16 protein-coding genes are annotated in these 17894 nt (G+C 72.5%); 6 read left to right on the top strand and 10 right to left on the bottom strand.

The genetic code is table 11. The features are described 5' to 3' along the window. Window positions 1-82: 82 nt before the first annotated feature. Window positions 83-892 carry a lysophospholipid acyltransferase family protein gene (locus LWP59_RS11095; protein WP_144643916.1) on the top strand — a complete coding sequence of 270 codons (810 nt, stop codon included), beginning with the start codon at window positions 83-85 and terminating at the stop codon, window positions 890-892. 230 nt (window positions 893-1122) lie between these two features. Here LWP59_RS11095 and LWP59_RS11090 read toward each other — a convergent pair whose 3' ends face one another. Together LWP59_RS11090 and LWP59_RS11085 are read right to left on the bottom strand one after the other, a co-directional pair. Continuing rightward, window positions 1123-2475, bottom strand: coding sequence for an LLM class flavin-dependent oxidoreductase (locus LWP59_RS11090; protein WP_191334871.1), 1353 nt, complete (start codon window positions 2473-2475; stop codon window positions 1123-1125). Further along, window positions 2472-3752, bottom strand: coding sequence for an MFS transporter (locus LWP59_RS11085; RefSeq protein ID WP_222425757.1), 1281 nt, complete (start codon window positions 3750-3752; stop codon window positions 2472-2474). The genes LWP59_RS11090 and LWP59_RS11085 overlap by 4 nt, the downstream gene beginning before the upstream one ends. An 85-nt stretch (window positions 3753-3837) precedes the next feature. On the opposite strand from LWP59_RS11085, the gene wrbA reads away from it, so the two are divergent. Both wrbA and LWP59_RS11075 read left to right on the top strand, forming a co-directional pair. Then, on the top strand, window positions 3838-4449 hold the full coding sequence (gene wrbA / locus LWP59_RS11080) for an NAD(P)H:quinone oxidoreductase (protein WP_144646125.1): 612 nt from the start codon (window positions 3838-3840) through the stop codon (window positions 4447-4449). Between the two features lie 41 nt (window positions 4450-4490). Then, window positions 4491-5483, top strand: a complete 993-nt coding sequence (locus LWP59_RS11075) for an EamA family transporter (protein ID WP_144646123.1) — start codon at window positions 4491-4493, stop codon at window positions 5481-5483. Here LWP59_RS11075 and LWP59_RS11070 read toward each other — a convergent pair. The 7 genes from LWP59_RS11070 to thyX form a co-directional block, all read right to left on the bottom strand. Then, a complete protein-coding gene (locus tag LWP59_RS11070; RefSeq protein ID WP_229858317.1) occupies window positions 5435-7108 on the bottom strand; it encodes a substrate-binding domain-containing protein in 1674 nt (557 codons plus the stop codon). The genes LWP59_RS11075 and LWP59_RS11070 overlap by 49 nt on opposite strands. A gap of 111 nt (window positions 7109-7219) precedes the next feature. Beyond that, the gene (locus tag LWP59_RS11065; protein WP_308431780.1) at window positions 7220-8923 is read right to left on the bottom strand and encodes a ribonuclease J; all 1704 of its coding nucleotides are present in this window, start codon (window positions 8921-8923) and stop codon (window positions 7220-7222) included. Continuing rightward, the gene (gene dapA, locus LWP59_RS11060) at window positions 8920-9933 is read right to left on the bottom strand and encodes a 4-hydroxy-tetrahydrodipicolinate synthase (RefSeq protein WP_144646204.1); all 1014 of its coding nucleotides are present in this window, start codon (window positions 9931-9933) and stop codon (window positions 8920-8922) included. Before dapA ends, LWP59_RS11065 begins: the two co-directional genes overlap by 4 nt. 131 nt (window positions 9934-10064) lie before the next feature. After that, window positions 10065-11531 (bottom strand): serine/threonine-protein kinase, encoded by a 1467-nt coding sequence (locus LWP59_RS11055; RefSeq protein ID WP_144646206.1) that lies wholly within the window; start codon window positions 11529-11531, stop codon window positions 10065-10067. 73 nt (window positions 11532-11604) lie between these two features. Further along, on the bottom strand, window positions 11605-12843 hold the full coding sequence (locus tag LWP59_RS11050; protein ID WP_186383657.1) for an Nramp family divalent metal transporter: 1239 nt from the start codon (window positions 12841-12843) through the stop codon (window positions 11605-11607). Between the two features lie 94 nt (window positions 12844-12937). Continuing rightward, the gene (locus LWP59_RS11045) at window positions 12938-13336 is read right to left on the bottom strand and encodes an ACT domain-containing protein (RefSeq protein WP_144646208.1); all 399 of its coding nucleotides are present in this window, start codon (window positions 13334-13336) and stop codon (window positions 12938-12940) included. Then, on the bottom strand, window positions 13333-14085 hold the full coding sequence (thyX, locus tag LWP59_RS11040; protein ID WP_144646210.1) for an FAD-dependent thymidylate synthase: 753 nt from the start codon (window positions 14083-14085) through the stop codon (window positions 13333-13335). Before thyX ends, LWP59_RS11045 begins: the two co-directional genes overlap by 4 nt. Before the next feature lie 114 nt (window positions 14086-14199). Between thyX and LWP59_RS11035 the strand changes: the two genes are divergently transcribed. Both LWP59_RS11035 and LWP59_RS11030 read left to right on the top strand, forming a co-directional pair. After that, the gene (locus LWP59_RS11035; RefSeq protein ID WP_191334870.1) at window positions 14200-14721 is read left to right on the top strand and encodes a toxin-antitoxin system HicB family antitoxin; all 522 of its coding nucleotides are present in this window, start codon (window positions 14200-14202) and stop codon (window positions 14719-14721) included. A 2-nt stretch (window positions 14722-14723) separates the two neighbouring features. Next, window positions 14724-15626 carry a DUF4097 family beta strand repeat-containing protein gene (locus LWP59_RS11030; protein WP_144644014.1) on the top strand — a complete coding sequence of 301 codons (903 nt, stop codon included), beginning with the start codon at window positions 14724-14726 and terminating at the stop codon, window positions 15624-15626. A 190-nt stretch (window positions 15627-15816) separates the two neighbouring features. Here LWP59_RS11030 and LWP59_RS11025 read toward each other — a convergent pair whose 3' ends face one another. After that, complete coding sequence (locus LWP59_RS11025; protein ID WP_144644012.1) at window positions 15817-17019, bottom strand: winged helix-turn-helix domain-containing protein; 1203 nt, start codon at window positions 17017-17019, stop codon at window positions 15817-15819. 55 nt (window positions 17020-17074) lie between these two features. Between LWP59_RS11025 and LWP59_RS11020 the strand changes: the two genes are divergently transcribed. Beyond that, complete coding sequence (locus LWP59_RS11020; protein ID WP_144644010.1) at window positions 17075-17632, top strand: GNAT family N-acetyltransferase; 558 nt, start codon at window positions 17075-17077, stop codon at window positions 17630-17632. Window positions 17633-17894: the final 262 nt, after the last annotated feature.

Raw genomic sequence — 17894 nt, 5'->3', positions numbered from 1 at the left:
CATCCGCCACTCTCGGCGCAGGACGAACTTTCGTCACAGCGCCCTCGTACTCGTGAAGATCGGCGTCTGCCATGCTCTGCCCATGGTCGCGCTGCAGCACGAGGAGAACGGGGCGCCACGCCGGAGGCCGCCGGCGATCTGGCGCACGATGTCGACGCTGGACAGCGGGCTGGTCCACCTCGTGGGCAGGCTCCGGGTCAGCGGCGGCATTCCGGCCGAGCTGCGTGGCAAGCCGCTGCTCATGGCGCCCAACCACATCGGTGTCTTCGACGCGTTCGTGCTGATCGCGGCGTGCCGGCAGATCGGCATCGCGCCGCGGTTCCTGCTGGCCGGCGGCCTGCTCGACGCCCCGGTGCTCGGCCCGGCGCTGCGGGCCAGCGGGCACCTGCGGGTCGACCGCGGCAAGGCGGGCGCGGTCGAGCAGTTCGCCGACGCCGTGGCGGCGATGCGCACCACGACGAGCCCGATCATCGTCTACCCCGAGGGCCGCATCAGCCGCGACCCCGGCCTGTGGCCGGAGCGCGGCAAGACCGGCGCCGCGCGGCTCGCGCTGGCGGCCGGGGTGCCGGTGATCCCCATCAGCCAGTGGGGCGCGCATGAGGCGGTCTACTGGGGCACCGAGAAGGTGACGGGGCCCATGGACCTGCTGCCGATCGCGCGGTCGGGGTTCACCGCACCGCTGCGCCGGCCGACGTTCAAGGTGCACTTCGGCACGCCGGTGGACCTCTCGGAGATCGATCCCGCCCGCCCGGGCGCAGGCATGCGCGCCCACGCGAAGATCATGCAGGCGATCACCGCGGGCCTGGTCCCGCTGCGCGCCGGGGAGCTGGACCGGCCCCGCTTCCACGACCCGACGCGCCCCACGGACAAGCTCAGCCCCTGGCGGCCTTGAGGGGTTCTGGGGAACGTGCGGGGTGCGGGTGGCGCGGGTGGCTGGGAACGCCCGTCCCACCCCGATCGCGGAGTGTTCAGGGCGCGGGGATCGGGGTTAGGGAGCGGGCTGGGCGCGGGCATTCTTGGCTGCCGTTGCCGGGTCGCCGTGGTGGGGTGGTTAGGCGTTCTTGGGTTGCCGTTGTGCGGGGGCCTGTCCCGGTTGGGTCGGTGGTCGGGCGTGTCCCCCACTCACCGCCGGTAGGCCGCGCCCGGGTGGGGTGGCGTCAGGCGTGGGCCGGGGAAGCCCAGGTGCTCGCGCAGCGTCCCCGGCTCTGGCGCCTCCGGGACACGCCCACGGCGCCGCAGCTCCGGCACCACCCACCGGGCGAAGTCGGCGAACGTGCCCGGCGTCGTCACGTACGCGAGGTTGAAGCCGTCGACGTCGGCCTCCTCGGTCCACCGTTCCAGCTCGTCCGCGACCTCGCCCGGCGAGCCCGCCACCACCGGCCCCCGCCCGCCGAGGCCGATGAAGCCCGCCAGCTCCCTCGGGGTCCACGCCCGGTCGGCCGTCGTGAAGGCCGCGAGCGCCGAGCGGTTCGCGTCCGAGTCCTGGTAGCTCAGCGGCGTGTCCAGCTCCAGCTCCGCCAGATCCACTCCGGTCCACCCGCCGAACAGCGCGAACGCGCCCGGCACGCTCACCAGGTCCTGGTACGACCGCAGCTTCTCCCGCGCCAGCTCGCCCGTCTCGGCGACCACCGGCGTCAGCATCGTGAACACCTTGACCGACCGCGGGTCACGCCCCTGCTCGGCGACGGCACCACGAAGCGCGTCGACCGACTTGCGCACCACCTTCGGCGACGGCCCCGACACGAACACCGCCTCCGCATGCGCCCCGGCGAACCGCAGGCCCCGCGGCGACGCGCCGGCCTGGAACAGCACGGGCGTGCGCTGCGGCGAGGGCTCGCACAGGAAGGGGCCCGGCACGGTGAAGTACCTGCCTTTGTGGTCGATGTCGTGCACCTTCGCCGGGTCGGTGAACACGCCGCGCTCGGCGTCCCGCACCACGGCGTCGTCCTCCCACGAGCCTTCCCACAGCTTGTAGCAGACCTCGACGTACTCCTCGGCCAGCTCGTACCGCTCGTCGTGCGGGATCTGGGTGCCCAGCCCGAGGTTCCGCGCCGCGCTGTCCAAATAGGACGTCACGATGTTCCACGCGACCCGGCCGTCCGTCAGGTGGTCCAACGTGGACAGGCGGCGGGCCAGCTGGTACGGCTGCTCGTACGTCGTGGAGATCGTGACCCCGAAGCCGAGCCGCTCGGTGACCGAGGCCATCGCCGAGATCGCCATCGTCGGGTCGTTCACCGGCACCTGCGCCGCGTCGGCCACCGCCGCGTCCCGCGAGCCGCCGTAGACGTCGTACACGCCGAGCACGTCGGCGAGGAACAGCGCGTCGAATCCGCCCTGGTCCAGGGTGCGCGCCAGGTCGAGCCAGTGCCGCAGGTCGCGGTAGCGATGCCCCTGGTCCTCGGGATGGCGCCACAGCCCCGCGGACTGGTGCCCCACGCACGCCATGTCGAAGGCGTTCAGGTAGATCCGGCTCACCTGGCGGTCTCCTTCGCGTAGAACGCCGACGCGAACGTCAGCACGGCCAGTACTCCGAAGTAGACCACGATCAGCCACGGCCCGCCCACGACCAGCAGGGCGGCTGCGATCAGCGGGGCGAAACCGCCCGAAAGCACCGCGCCGACCTGGTACCCGAGCGACGCGCCGCTGTAGCGCACGCGCGTCTCGAACAGCTCCCCGAACCACGCGGCCTGCGGACCGTACATCGTGTCGTGGGCGACGTTCACCCCCAGCACGATCGCCAGCACCACCAGCACCGCCGAGCCCGAGTGCGCGGCCAGGAAGAACAGCACGAGCGCCACGACCCCGGCGACCGCGCCGAACAGGTAGAACGGCCGGCGGCCGTAGCGGTCCGACAGGTGCGCCCACAGCGGGGTGGTGATCAGCCCCAGCGCCGAGGAGACCATCACCGCGACCAGCCCGACCTGGCTCTGCTTGCCGAACGTGCCCTGCAGGTACGTCAGCGAGTACGTGGTCAGCAGCACGAACAGCCCGATCTGCGACAGCCGCAGCCCGGTGGTGAGCAGCACGTTCTTCGGCTGGGTCCGCAGCACCTCCACGACCGGCAGCCGCGCGACCTCGTTGCGCTGCTTGACCGCCTGGAACTCCGGCGCGTCCTCCAGCCGCAGCCGCACGACCAGCCCGATCACCACCAGCACGATGCTCAGCAGGAACGGCAGGCGCCAGGCCCACGACAGGAACGCGTCGTCGCCCGCGAGCGAGCGCACGGCGTAGTAGACGCCGGTCGCGAGCAGCATCCCCGCCGGTGAGCCGAGTTGGGTGAAGCTGCCGAACAGCCCCCGCCGCCCCGGCGGGGCGTGCTCGATCGACAGCAGCGCCGCGCCGCCCCATTCGGCGCCGACGGCGAGGCCCTGCAGCAGCCGCAGCACCACCAGCAGCGCCGGCGCGAGCACGCCGACCTGCGCGAACGTCGGCAGCACGCCGATCGCGGTGGTGGCCAGGCCCATCACCAGCAGCGCTGCGACCAGCACGGACTTGCGCCCGACGCGGTCGCCGAGGTGACCGGAGACGATGGCGCCGATCGGCCGCGCGCCGAAGCCCGCCGCGTAGGTGGCGAAGGCGGCCAGCGTGCCGGCGGTCGAGGAGATGTTGGGGAAGAACAGCGGCTTGAACACCAGCGCGGTGGCGGTGGCGTAGAGGTAGAAGTCGTACCACTCGATCGTGGTGCCGATCGCGCTGCCGAACGCGGCACTGCGCGGGGACGTACGCGGGAGGACGGCGGTGGCTGCGGTCACGGCTTCGAACGTAATTTTCCGTCCCCCGTTGTGCACAGCACGTCCAGATCATGGGACACCGGTGCATGATCGCTAGGGTGAGGGCGTGGACACTCGTATCCTCGTGGTCTTCTACAGCGCCACCGGCAACACCGCGGCGCTCGCCGCCTCCCTCGCCGAGGGCGCCCGCGAAGCCGGCGCCGAGGTCCGGCTTCGCACGGTGGCCGAGACCGCTCCCCCGCAGGCGATCGCGACCAACCCCCGCTGGCAGGCCTACGTGGACTCGGGCCCGCACGCCGAGCCGGCGACGCTTGAGGACCTGACCTGGGCCGACGGGCTCGCCGTCGGCAGCCCGACCCGGTTCGGCGGCCCCGCCGCGCAGCTCAAGTCCTATTTGGACACCACGGGCGGCCTGTGGGCGCAGGGAAAGCTCGCTAACAAGGTCGCGACGTCGTTCACCACCGCGTCCACCGCGCACGGCGGGCTGGAGTCCACCGTGCTCGCGATCAACAACGTCTTCTACCACTGGGGCGCGATCGTGGTGCCGCTCGGCTACGCGCACCCGCACCTGATGGGCTCCGGAAACCCCTACGGCGGCTCGTTCGTCTCCCGCCGGTCCGCCGCGCCGGACGACGAGGCGCTCGGCGCGCTGCGGATCCAGGGTAACCGGCTCGCGACGATCGCCGGTTACGTCGCCGCCGGTTTGCGCGCCGGGTAAATCACTTCGTGTTCTCCCCGGCGAGCACCTAGCCTCGTGGGGTGTCCCTCGAAGTGCCCGCTGTCGCGCCCGCCCCGGTCTCCCGTCGCGGCCGGGGCACCACGCTGATCCTGGTGTCCTCCGCCTGCTTCGGCAGCTCGGGCACGATCGCGAAGCCCACGATGCTGGCCGGCCTCTCGCCCCAGCAGGTCGCCGCGGCCCGGATCGCGCTGGCCGCCGTGGTACTGCTGCTCGGCATCGGGATCCTCCGCCCGCGCCTGCTGCGCGTGCGGCCGGCCGAATGGCCGCTGCTGCTCGGCTACGGGCTGCTGGGTGTCGCCGGGGTGCAGCTGTGCTACTTCGTCTCGGTGAACCGGCTGCCGGTCGGCATCGCGATCCTGCTCGAGTTCACCTCGCCGGTGCTGATCGCGCTGTGGGCCCGGTTCGTCCGCCGCGTCCGGCTGCCGCGCACGATGTGGCTCGGGATCACGCTCGCGATGCTCGGCCTGGCCCTGGTCGCGCAGGTGTGGGAAGGGCTCAGCCTCGATTCGGTCGGCTTCGTCGCCGGGCTCGGCGGAGCGGTCTGCTCGGCCGCGTACTTCCTGATCGGCGAGCACGGCGCGACCACCCGCGAACCGCTGGGCATGGTCACCTGGGGCATGGTGGTCGGCGCGGTGGCCGTCTGCGCGATCTCCCCGCCGTGGACGATCCCCGTGGCCCTGCTGGACGCGCCCGCGGCGTTCGGGCCGTGGCACCCGCCGGTGTGGGTGCTGGTGGTGGCCGTCGCGCTGTTGTCGACGGCGCTGGCCTACGCGCTGGGCACGACGGCGTTACGGCATCTGCCCGCCGCCGTCGCGTCCGTGATCGGCCTGCTGGAACCGATCGTCGCGACGGCAACGGCCTGGGCGCTGCTGGGCGAAGCGCTGAGCTGGGTCCAGCTGGCCGGCGCGCTCGTGCTGCTGAGCGGCGCGACCGTCGTCCAGCGAGTCCACAGTAGACAAGCCGGTCAGGCACAACCCGGTGTGGGACAGGAAAGCCCGGCCAGCGCACCGTAGAACACGTCGGAGATCCTGGCCGGGTCCGGCGCGACGAACGTCTTCCCGCCGGTGGCCCCGGTGATCGCGTCCAGCTCGGGCACGTCGATGTCGCCGCCCATGCCGATCCCGATGATCGGCAGCGGGCGGCGCGGGTCCTGCAGACTGCGCAACCCCGCGAGCAGCTGGTCGCGGGTGATGCCGTGCGGGTCCTCGTTGCGGCCGTCGGTCATCAGGATCACCAGGTTCAGCCGCCCGGCCTGCCAGTCCTGCCGGGCCTGCTGGTACGCGGCGAGCACCGTGTCGTAGAGCCCGGTCTGGCCGTCCGGCGTCGCCCGCAGGTCACGCAGCTTCTGCGCCGCGCCGGTCGCGAGCTGCGCGCCGACCTGGGCCATCGGCAGCACCTCGCGGTAGTCACGGTCGCCGTCCAGGTTGGTCGCGAACACCCAGGTGCTCGTCTCGGAGGTGGGCCGGAACAGGTCGAGCGCCCTGGCGGCCGCCTCCGCGGTCAGTTCCATCCTCGTCCGGCCGCCGCTGTCCGGCACGACGGCGTTCATCGAGCCGGAAACGTCGATCAGCACCCTTGCCCGCGAGCTGGTGTTGACCTTCGCCCACTGGCTGAGCACGTCGTCGAGCACCTGCTCCGGCGGCAGCGCCGCGAGCGGCTGTGCGCCGCCGCGGACGTGGCTGTCCGCGGTGTGGCCGAACAGCATCCGGCCGTCGGGGGTGCGCACGCCGACGGCCGCGAGGGCTGCCTGGCCGTCGGGGGCGAGCAGCGCCCGCAGCAGCTTCTCGGCGGCCTGCTGCTGCGCCTGCCCGGCGTCGCCCAGCACCGCGAACGGATAGTCGAGCGAGGGCACCGGCTGCGGCGGGTAGATCGCGACGAGCTGGTCGGGCGTGGCCGCGACCCCGCTGCGCGCGTTGTACCGCAGGACCGACGTCTCCGACGCCGGGAACGCACTGATCGGCTGCTTCGAACTGCCCGCGCCGGGCAGGCGGGCGTAGAGGTCGTCCACGCCGGGCAGCGTGTTGGGCGCCAGCCGGCGTATCGCCGCCGCGAAGGCGGGCGCGGCCGCGGGCCCGGGTGGAAGGGCTTTCGCGATCCCGAACAGGGTCGACACGCCGACCGGGTCCGACCCGGGGTCGGGCAGCCCGACGCTCACCCCGGAGGCCAGCAGCTCCTGCCAGGTCGGCGTCTTTCCCGGCCACCCCAAGGATTTCGCGGCGTCCTCGGTCATCGCGAACACGACCGGCGAGTTGGCGACCGGGGAGCCCGACTCCGGCACGTCGGCCGCGCCCGCGGCCTTCGCGCGGCGCAGCCGCAGGGTCGAGTCGGGGATCCAGACGTCCGGACGGCGGGTCCCGTCGGCGACGGCGAGCGAGGACGCGACGGCGGCGGGATCGCGGTCCTCGACCTCGAACCGGAAGCACTCGCCGTCCGCGACGCCACGCCCGACCCGGTCCACCACGGCGGCGATCTCCGGGGCGGCGGCCACCCGGATCACGTCCTGCCCCGGGCAGCCGGGGTCCTCGCCGGCGACGTCGAAGGTGATCCAGCCCGCGGTGCCCAGCGCCACCACCGCCGCGGTGGCGATCAGCGCCGTGTGGGTACCTCGCCGCCCGGTGGCCGGCTCGTGTCGCCCCACCGGTATCGCCTCCTGCAACTCTAGGTGCGTGCCGGTTCAGGCTAGAGCCAAAACCGATCAGCACCAGGCGCCACAGGATGGACTACGCGTTACTCCGTTCGTCGCAGTGGTTCAGACCGGGATGACGGTGGGCACGATCATCGGCCGGCGGCGATACGTCTCGGCCACCCAGCGTCCCACGGTCCGGCGAACCGACTGCGCGATGCGGTGGCTCTCGGTGATGCCCTCCGCCTCGGTCCGCGACAGCTCCATCTCCACCAGTGGCACGACCGCGTCCAGCGCCTTCGGGTCGTCGGAGAAACCACGCCCGGAGACGGTCGGGGTGCCCATCGCGCGCCCGGTGGTCGAGTCCACCACGACGGTGATCGAGATGAAGCCACCCTCGCCCAGGACCAGCCGGTCCGAGAGCGTCGACTCGCCGACATCGCCGACCGACAGGCCGTCGACGTACACGTGCCCCACCTCGACGCGGCCCGTCGCGCGCGCCTGTCCGTCGACGAGGTCGACCACGACCCCGTCCTCGGCGAGCACCACGTTCTCCGGCGCCACGCCCGTGCGCACCGCGAGCTCGCCGTTGGCGCGCAGGTGCCGCCACTCGCCGTGCACCGGCATCACGTTGCTGGGGCGGATCGCGTTGTACAGGAACAGCAGCTCACCGGCCGAGGCGTGCCCCGACACGTGCACCTTGGCGTTGCCCTGGTGCACGACGTGCGCGCCGAGCCGGACCAGGCCGTTGACGACCCCGAACACCGCGGTCTCGTTGCCCGGGATCAGCGAGCTGGCCAGCACGACCGTGTCGCCCGCGCGGATGGAGATCTGCCGGTGCTCGCCGCGCGCCATCCGCGACAGCGCCGAGAGCGGCTCGCCCTGCGAACCGGTCGAGACGAACAGCACCTTGGTCGCCGGCAGGTTGACCGCCTGGTCCAGGTCGATCAGCAGGCCCTGGGGGATCTCCAGCAGCCCGAGGTCCGCCGCGATGCCCATGTTGCGGACCATGGACCGGCCCACGAACGCGACCCGCTTGCCGTGCCGGACCGCCGCGTCGAGCACCTGCTGCACGCGGTGCACGTGGCTGGCGAAGCAGGCGACGATCACGCGCTGGGTGACCCGGCCGATCACGTCGTCGAGCACCGGCCCGATGTCGCGCTCGGGCGTGACGAACCCGGGCACCTCGGCGTTGGTGGAGTCGATGCACAGCAGGTCGACGCCCTCGTCGCCGAGCCGGGAGAACCCGGCCAGGTCGGTCAGCCGTCCGTCCAGGGGCAGCTGGTCGAGCTTGATGTCGCCGGTGTGCAGCACCACCCCGGCCGGCGTGCGGATGGCGACCGCGAGCGCGTCCGGGATGGAGTGGTTGACCGCGAAGAACTCGAGCTCGAAGGGGCCGACCGTCCGCCGCTCGGACTCGGTCACCTCGATCAGCTTCGGCCGCTGCCGGTGCTCGCGGCACTTCGCGTCGAGCAGGGCGAGGGTGAAGCGGGAACCGTAGACCGGCAGGTCCGGGCGCATGCGCAGGAGGAACGGCACGGCGCCGATGTGGTCCTCGTGGCCGTGGGTCAGCACGAGCGCGTCGATGTCGTCGAGCCGCTCCTCGATCGCCCGGAAGTCGGGCAGGATCAGGTCCACGCCGGGCTGCGCGTCCTCGGGGAAGAGCACCCCGCAGTCCACGATGAGCAGCCTGCCGGCGTGCTCGAACACGGTCATGTTGCGGCCGACCTCGCCGATGCCGCCGAGCGCGACCACGCGCAGGGCACCGTCGGGAAGGGTGGGCGGGTTGTTCGTCGGTCCGGGTCCGCTGGGCGGAGAAAACGAGGTCACCTAGGAATGATCCCAACGCTGGTATGAGTTGTCGGCGCGACGTAGGCCGCCGCCGAGTCCGCTTGCGCGACCCTCGAACTGTGCCAGTCGGTGCTGCGCGACTCGTCGAGGGGGACCCCCGCCTGGGTCAGGTCGCCCTCGATCGCGCGCACCTGCTCGTCCGTCGCGGGCACGAGCGGCAGCCGCGGTTCGCCCACATTGTGGCCCCGCAGCCGCAGGGCCGTCTTGGCGAACACCACCCCGCCCACCCGCGACATGGCCCGGTAGACCGGCAGCATGCCGCGGTGGTTGGTGCGCGCGGTGGAGGTGTCCCCGTCTTCGTAGGCGTCGAGCATCGCGCGGATCCGGCCCGCGACGACGTGGCCGATCACGCTGACCACACCGGTCGCGCCGACCGAGAGCCACGGCAGGTTCAGCGCGTCGTCGCCGGAGTAGTAGGCCAGGTGCGTGTTCGCGATGACCTCGCTGCCGGCGAGCAGGTCGCCCTTGGCGTCCTTGACCGCGAGGATGCGCGGGTGCTCGGCGAGCCGGCGCAGCGTGTCGACCTCGATCGGCACGATCGAGCGCGGCGGGATGTCGTAGAGCATCACCGGCAGGCCGGCCGCGTCCGCGACCGTGGTGAAGTGCGCGTACAGCCCGGCCTGCGAGGGCCGGGAGTAGTACGGGGTGACCAGCAGGAGGCCGTGCGCGCCGGCCTTTTCGGCCTGCTGCGCCAGCTCCACGCTGTGGCTCGTGTTGTACGTGCCCGCGCCCGCGACCACGGTGGCCCTGTCGCCGACCGCCTCGACCACGGCGCGGATCACGTCCGCCTTCTCCGTGTCGGAGGTCGTCGGGCTCTCACCGGTGGTGCCGTTGACGACGAGACCGTCGTTGCCCAGTTCCACCAGGTGCTCGGCGAGCTCACCGGCGCGCTTCAGGTCCACTGCGCCGTCGGCGTCCAAGGGGGTGACCATCGCGGTGAGCACGCGTCCGAACGGCCTGCCGGGCGCTGCGGTAGGTGGAGTGGACATGGTCTGACGGTACCTCCTCAGCGCGACGATCTCCGCGACGACCTGCCGGTTCGGCACGATCGGCAGGCAGCCGGGGGCGGCTGCCGGAGAATCACCGGCAGCGCCCCGGCCTCGCCGGAACTTCTGCTGCGCTACTTGAGGCCGGTGGCGGCCGTGCCGGTCGAGGCACTGCCGTCGGCGTTGGCCAGCAGGCAGTAAACCTTGCGCACGGGATAGTCCGAGTACTGGCTCTCCGGCGGGGTCTCCCAGGCCTGCGGCGACGGCACGAGCGCGCGGTACGCCCGGCCCATGCCGGCCTGCTCGGGCACCGCGTTCGAGTGGAACGTCATCGCGCAGCGCGCTTCGGCCCATGCGGCGAGCTGGGACGGGTACGCGGCCTTGACGGCGCCGGAGCCGCTGGAGCCGTACGTCGTGGCGGTGTCGTAGAGCTCCGCGTAGTGCAGGTTCTTGCAGTCGACCCAGTCGTTCTCGCCGAGGCTCTGCTGGTCTCGCACCGGTGCCGACGTGCAGGCGTAGCTGCCGATGTCGAAGCCCGGCACGTTCCCGCCCAGCCCGTAGGTCAGCGTGGGGAGCAGCGCGGCGTCCCGCCCGGGCGCCGCCCAGCGGTCGCCGAGGACGAAACCCCCGGCGAGCAGCACGACTGCGGCCACCGCGGCGCCGATCCACAGCGGCTTGCGCGAACGCTGCGCGGGCGCGCCGTTGGCGACCCGGGTCGGCGACGGCCCGGACCAAACCGCGGTGTGGCCCCCGGACGGGGTGGGCTGGGCGTTCGCGGCCATCGCGAGCAGGTGGTGTGCCTGCGCGGCGGCGATCCGGGCGTCCGGGCTGGCGATCAGCAGCCCCATGATCGCCGACGCGAGCGGGCCCTGGGTCCGGCTCAGGTAGGGCACCTCGGTCATGATCGCGTGCAGGGTGGCGGCCGTGGTGGGCCGCTCGAAGGCCATCGCGCCCTCTACGGCGAAGAACAGCGTCGCGCCCAGGGACCACAGGTCCGACGCGGGCACGGCCTCGTTGCCCGCGACGCGTTCCGGTGCCATGAACGCGGGCGAGCCGATGATCATGCCGCTGGTGGTCAGCCGCGGGTCGTCCACGGCCTGGGCGATGCCGAAGTCGGTGAGCTTCACCCGGCCGTTCGGCGCGACCATGATGTTGCCCGGCTTGACGTCCCGGTGCACGATCCCCGCCTCGTGCGCTGCCTGCAGCGCGGTGAGCACCTGCCGGCCGATCGAGGCGGCCTGCGCCGCGGGCAGCGGCCCGTGCCGGCGCACCAGCTCCGACAGCGTCGGCGCCTCCACCAGCTCCATCACGATGTAGGTGCCGCCCTGCTCGGACACCACGTCGAACACCGTGACCACGGCCGGGTCGTTGAGCCGCCCGCCGGTGCGGACCTCGCGCAGCACCCGTTCGCTGTGCACGGTCTCCTCGGCGCCGTCGGGCAGGCGCAGCTCCTTGATCGCGACCTGGCGGCCGATCACCCGGTCCTCCGCGCGCCACACGACGCCCATCCCGCCGCGCCCGAGCTCCGCCAGCAGTGCGTAGCGCCCGGCGATGGTGCGGGGCGCCGGCTGGGCCGCCTGCGTCGTCTGCTCGTTGCTCACGGGGGCGCGGCCTTTCCTCGGATCGGACAGCGAGATGGTAATCCGACCGGGCGAGCGGTCCGGCGGTTCCCGCTCAGCCCGCGAAGGTGAGGTAGATCAGCACCACGTTGAGGGTGATGATGATGCCCGCGATCGCCCAGGCCAGCGCCGTGGTCGCCCGATGGTTCGCGTCGGCGCCCATCACCCGCCGGTCGCTGGTGATCCGGACCAGCGGGATGAGCGCGAACGGGATTCCGAACGAGAGCACCACCTGCGACACCACGAGCGCCCGCGACGGGTCGGCCCCGGCGGCGAGCACCACGATCGCGGGAGCGAGGGTGATCAGCCGCCGCAGCAGCAGCGGGATCCGCTTGCGCAGCAGGCCCTGCATGATCATCGCGCCCGCGTAGGCGCCGACCGAGGTCGAGGCCAGCCCCGAGGCGAGCAGCCCGATCGCGAACAGCAGCGCGATCCCGCCGCCGAGCAGCTGCCCGATCGCCGAGTGCGCACCGGCGATCGAGTCGATGTCGGCACGCCCGCGCAGCACCGTCGCCGCGAGCAGCACCATGGCCAGGTTGACCGCGCCGGCCAGCAGCATCGCCAGCCCGACGTCGTACCGCGTCACGCGCAGGGCCCGCGACAACCCGCTGCCGGACGGATGGCCGTGCCGGTCGCGGGCGAGCCCGGAGTGCAGGTAGACCGCGTGCGGCATGACCGTGGCCCCCAGCATGGCCGCGGCGATCAGCACGCTCTCGGCGCCGTCGAACCGCGGCACCAGACCGTGCACGACCCCGGCGGCCGACGGCGGTTCGACGAACACGCTCGCCAGGAAACCGATCGCGATGACGGCCAGCAGGCCGGTGACGACCCGTTCGAACGGGCGCTGGCCGCGTTTGTCCTGCACCAGCAGCAGGCCCATCGAGACCACGCCGGTGATCACGCCGCCGACGAGCAGCGGCAGGTGGAAGAGCAGGTTCAGCGCGATCGCGCCGCCGACGACCTCGGCGAGGTCCGTCGCGACCGCGACCAGCTCGGCCTGCGCCCAGAAGGCGAGCCTGCCGGTGCGCGGCATCCGCTCCCGCAGCGCCTCGGGCAGTGACAGGCCGGTGACCAGGCCCAGCTTCGCGGAGAGGTACTGCACGAGCCCGGCCATCAGGTTCGCCGCGAAGATCACCCAGACCAGCAGGTAACCGAACTGGGCACCGGCGCTGATGTTGGACGCGACGTTGCCCGGGTCGACGTAGGCGACGGCCGCGACGAACGCCGGGCCCAGCATGACCGACCCCGCCCGCACCCGGGCCAGCTTCGGGCGAACGCTCTCCGCCAGCGCCATGCCACCACCTCTCGGTTACCCAACTCGAAGTTTAGGCATGCCGAACTTCAAGGTTCAAGGTGTCCGAGAAGAGTGTTACCCGAAACTCGGCGGGCTACGCGGGCAGGTGCACCTCGTGCCCGGCGGAGTTCAGCGCGTCCACCGCGCGGGCGAGGTCGCCCTGCTTCACCAGCACGTGGTCGGTGTCGAAGGTCGAGAGCGTGACCAGCGCGACCCCGGCCGAGGCGAGCTCGTTGGCCAGCGCCGCGATGATGCCGGTGAGCGTGAACGCCAGCGGGCCGCGCACGGTCAGCAGCCGCCAGCCCGCCTCCACCTTCGCGCCCTCCGGCGCGTGCCCGGCGGGGCAGACCACCGACAGCTCGCCGGCGGTGCGGGTCACCGAGACCAGGCCGGAACGCCCGGGCGCCAGCAGGTCCGCGGGCACCCCCGCGTCCGGCTCCAGCCGGGCGAGGACGTACTCCCCCGGCTGGACGTCGATCGCGAGCCGCTTCACCCCTCCAGCACCTTGGGGCTCGAGGCGACCTCGGTCCCGTCCGGCAGCGTCGAGATGGTGAAGTCGGCGAACACGTTCTCGGCGGCCTTCTGCAGCTGCCGCAGGCATTCCACGGCCAGCTGGCGGATCTCGACGTCGGCGTGCTCGGTCGCGCGCATCGCGACGAAGTGGCGCCAGGCGCGGTAGTTCCCGGTCACGACGATGCGGGTCTCGGTGGCGTTCGGCAGCACCGAGCGGGCGGCCTGGCGGGCCTGCTTGCGGCGCAGCGTCGCACTCGGCGCGTCGGCGAACTTCTCCTCGAGCCCGGCGAGCAGCTCGGTGTAGGCGTCGACGCTCGCCTGCGCGGCGGCGAGGAACTTCTCGTGCAGCACCGGGTCTTCGGCGATCACGTCGGGCTCGACGAACGCCGCGTTCCGCTCGGGCACGTAGCGCTGCGAGAGCTGCGAGTACGAGAAGTGGCGGTGCCGGATCAGCTCGTGGGTCAGCGAGCGCGAGATGCCGCTGATGTAGAAGGTGACCGAGCCGTGCTCGAGCACCGAGAGGTGCCCGACCTCGATGATGTGGTCGATGTAGCCGGCGTTGGTCGCCGTCCTGGGGTTGGGCTTCTTCCACGACTGGTAGCAGGCGCGGCCGGCGAACTCCGCGAGCGCCTGGCCACCGTCGGCATCGGTCGACCACGGCACGTCCTCCGGCGGGAAGAACTCCGTCTTCGCGATCAACTGGACCTTCGGCGAAACGGTCTCGGCCACGTTCGCTCCCTTCCCCTCTTTCGGCTCTGGCAGCCTAACCGGCGAAGGGGGCGACATCGCGGAGGCGCCACGTGACGCCTTGACTGACACCACTAATGACACCATAGTGGTGTCATGGACCTGTCGCCTTACATCACGAGCCTCCGTGAGGACCTGACCGCGACGGCCTCGGCGGGGGACGACCAGACCCGGCGAGCCGCGGCGGTGCTCTCGGCGGCGCTGGAACCGGCGGTCCGGCTGGCGCTGATGAACGCGCTCGCCGACCTGGCCGCCGAAGTCACCACACAACTGCCGGAGCACGTCGTCGAGGTCCGCCTCGACGGCCGCGACGTGCGCGTCGTCGTGACGGGCACCGGGGCCGCGGAACGCGAGCCCGGACCGACGCCACCACCACCCCCGCCGCCGCCCGGTCTCGGCGAGAGCAGCGACAACATCACGCGGATGACGTTGCGGATGGTCGAGCAGATCAAGGGCCAGGCCGAGCAGGCCGCGGCGGCCCAGGGGGTTTCGCTCAACACGTTCATCTCACAGGCGGTGCAGGGCGCCCTCGGCGGCGCGGCGCACCTGCGCGGGGAGACGAAGTCGCGTCCCGGCAAGAACACCGACTCGCATCTGCACGGCTGGGTGAAGGGATAGTCATGGCTGAGCCACAGGGGGAAGACCTGATCCGGACGGAGACCTTCGCCGCGGCGGGGCCGCTGGACCTGGACATCAGCGTCACGCTCGGACAGATCGACATCGAGCTGACGGACACGGACGAGACGTTCGTCGAGGTCCGGCACGATCCGGAAGTCGGCCAGCCATGGGCGCAGGGCGTGTCGAACCTGCTGAACTGGGTCAGCGACCGGTTCGGCGACCAGCTCGGCGGCGATCTGCGGGGCACCCCGGCCGAGGCGGTGCAGCAGACGCGGATCGAGCAGACCGGCAGGCGGCTGGTCGTGCGGGCGCCGAAACCGTTGCCGCTGCGGAACATTCCGCTGTCGGTGACCGTGCGGGCGCCGGTGGGTTCGTCGCTGGAACTACGGGCGGGGTCGGCGGACGTGACGGTCACCGGGCCGTGCGGGCGCGCGGACGTGCTGACCGGGTCCGGCGAGGTGAAGCTCGACCGGGCCGACGGTGCGGCGACGGTGCGCACGGGTTCCGGCGGGATCCGGCTGGGGCCGGCGCTGGCGGGACTGCAGCTGCGGACGGGAAGCGGTGACGTGGAGGCGTCGTCGCTGTCCGGCTCGGCGACGGTGGTGACCGGGACCGGCGACGTGTGGCTGGGCGCGGCGTCCGGCGAGATCATGGCGCGCAGCGGGAGTGGGGACCTGTCCGTCGCCGAGGCGGCGGGCGGTTCGCTGGAGCTGATCACGGGCTCGGGCGAGATCCGCGTCGGGGTACGGCCGGGGGTGACTGCCGAGGTGGACCTGACGTCGGGGTCGGGGAAGGTGTCCAGCGAGCTGGACCTCGACCTGGAGCCGCCCGCCGGCGAGGTGCCGTTGAAGATCCGCGCCCGCACCGGAATGGGCGCGGCACTGATCACCCGCGCGACGCAGTAGCGCGGTACCAGGGGGACAACGGGGGCGCCCACAGCGACCGGCGGGGCGCCCCTCGTTGTTTCTTCCGGACGCGGCGGTGTCAGGTGGCTGCGCGGCGCCCCGAACGGCGACCTCGAGTCACGGGCGGCCTGGCCATTGCCCGCAACCACCGCCGCCCACCGGCCGCGCCGCCCACCGCCGGCACGCCGTCTCAGGCCCTCCGCAGCAGCGGGGCCAGGTCACCCCGCTCCCCCACGGCCACGCCGTCCAGGCTCAGCCACTGCGCCATCACCCGCAGCTCCGCGGCCAGCTCACCGGCCACCCGCGGCCGGTCCACTTCCGGCTCCGCGAACGCGCCCTGCACCCGCAGCACCCCCGCTTCCCGGTCGGCCTTCAGGTCGACCCGCGCGACCAGCTCACCGTCCAGCAGGAACGGGAACACGTAGTACCCGTACACCCGCTTCGGCTCGGGCACGTAGATCTCGATGCGGTAGTGGAAGTCGAACAGCCGCTCCGTGCGCCCCCGCTCCCAGATCAGCGGGTCGAACGGGCACAGCAGCGCGCGTCCGGTGATCTTGCGGGGCAGCCGCGCCCCCGCGAACCGGTACGCCGGGGACCGCCACGTCCGGACCCGCACCGGCTCCAGCACGCCCGACTCGACCAGGTCCGCCACCGCCTGGTGGCTCACCTCCGGCCCCAGCCGGTAGTAGTCCCGCAGGTCGGGCTCGGTCGCGACGCCCAGCGCCGCCGCCGAGCGGGCCGTCAGCTCCCGCGCCCCCTCCTCCGGCGACACCTGCCGCGCGAGGATCTCCGGCGGCACCACCCGCTCGGTGAGGTCGTACAACCGCTCGAACGACCGTCTTGTCCCCGTCGTCAGCTGTCCCATCCCGAACAGCCACTCACAGACCTTCTTCACCTCCGACCGGTCCCACCACGGCCCGGGCGTGCGCTGCGACTCGCCCACGACCTCGCGCTCGATCCCGCCCGCGCCGATCGGCCCCAGCTCCTTGACCACCGCGACGATGTCGTCCACCAGCGTCGGCGACCTCTCGACGAGCCGCGCGTAGTTGCGCCACCACCCGGCCCGCTTCGCCCCCGAGCGCAGCAGCGGCCAGTCCTCGACCGGGATCAGGCTCGCCTCGTGCGCCCACGTCTCCACCAGCATCCGCGGCTTGCGCGCACTGTGCGCCCACGCCGCCTCGTCGATCAGCGTGCGGTCGTACGCGCCCAGCCGCGAGAACAACGGCGCGTAGTGCGCCCGAACCGCGACGTTCACCGAGTCCAGCTGGATCAGCTGCACGCGCGACAGCACCCGCTTGAGGTGCCTGCGCGTGGCGACCTCCGGCCGCGGATCGGCGAACCCCTGTGCGGCGAGCGCGATCCGGCGCGCGACCGCGATGCTCATCGTGTCCATCGAGGTCATCGTGCCAGCAGCCACCGACAAAATCGCGACGGCTAAGTTTCCAGCCATGACCACCGTCGAAGTCCGGGCCGCCGTCGCCGCGGACGCCCCGGAGATCGCCCGCATCCAGCGCGTCACCTGGCGCACCGCGTACGCCGACTTCCTCGGCGAAAAGGCGCTCGCCCAGCTGGACGCGGCCGCGGAAGAGCAGTGGGCGGTGGCGATCGAACACCCGGGGACCACAGTGCACGTCGCGACGGAGGGCGCCTTCACGGTCGGGTTCTGCGTCGCCGGGCCCGCGCCGGACGAGGAGGTCGCCGGCGCCTCGGGCGAGCTCCCCGAGGACGCGGCGCGCACCGGCCTGATCGCGACGCTGCTGGTGGAGCCGCGCTGGGGCCGCCGCGGGCACGGCGGCCGCCTGCTCGCCGAGGCCGCGACCGGGCTGCGTCAGCGCGGCGCCGAACGCGGCATCAGCTGGGTCGCCGAGTCGGACTCGGCGTCACTTTCCTTCTTCCGCCGCGCCGGCTGGCTCCCGGACGGCACCGTGCGCACCCTCGACACCGGCGAGCGCCGGCTGCGCGAGATCCGCCTGACCGGTCAGCTCGAACTCGAGCTCGTCGGCTGAGGCGGGCCGGCCCCGGCCCAGGAACCACCGCACGGTCATCACGATCAGGAAGATCACCGCGATGATCTGGTAGCTCGAGCCGGCGACCTTCTGCGCGAAGCTCCAGATCTGGTACTCCAGCGGCACCTGGTAGTGCGGGGCGAGCCACAGGATGACCACCCCGACCCAGCCGGAGAACAGCAGCCAGAACTTGTGCTGTTGGTAGCCCTTCACCATGATCAGCGCCGCCGTGGGCAGCGCGAGGATCCAGTGGTGCGACCAC

Origin of the sequence: Amycolatopsis acidiphila (assembly GCF_021391495.1) — a bacterium.
In the GTDB taxonomy this organism is placed as follows: domain Bacteria; phylum Actinomycetota; class Actinomycetes; order Mycobacteriales; family Pseudonocardiaceae; genus Amycolatopsis_E; species Amycolatopsis_E acidiphila.
This window is presented reverse-complemented; position numbering and strand designations above follow the sequence as displayed.

Bases quoted from the DNA above. Each gene is read 5' to 3' on its own strand.
- LWP59_RS11030 (WP_144644014.1), top strand. From the start codon at position 14,724: ATGGCTGAGCCACAGGGGGAAGACCTGATCCGGACGGAGACCTTCGCC.
- LWP59_RS11095 (WP_144643916.1), top strand. From the start codon at position 83: ATGGTCGCGCTGCAGCACGAGGAGAACGGGGCGCCACGCCGGAGGCCG.
- LWP59_RS11035 (WP_191334870.1), top strand. From the start codon at position 14,200: ATGGACCTGTCGCCTTACATCACGAGCCTCCGTGAGGACCTGACCGCG.
- dapA (WP_144646204.1), bottom strand. From the start codon at position 9,933: ATGTCCACTCCACCTACCGCAGCGCCCGGCAGGCCGTTCGGACGCGTG.
- LWP59_RS11025 (WP_144644012.1), bottom strand. From the start codon at position 17,019: ATGGACACGATGAGCATCGCGGTCGCGCGCCGGATCGCGCTCGCCGCA.
- LWP59_RS11050 (WP_186383657.1), bottom strand. From the start codon at position 12,843: ATGGCGCTGGCGGAGAGCGTTCGCCCGAAGCTGGCCCGGGTGCGGGCG.
- LWP59_RS11020 (WP_144644010.1), top strand. From the start codon at position 17,075: ATGACCACCGTCGAAGTCCGGGCCGCCGTCGCCGCGGACGCCCCGGAG.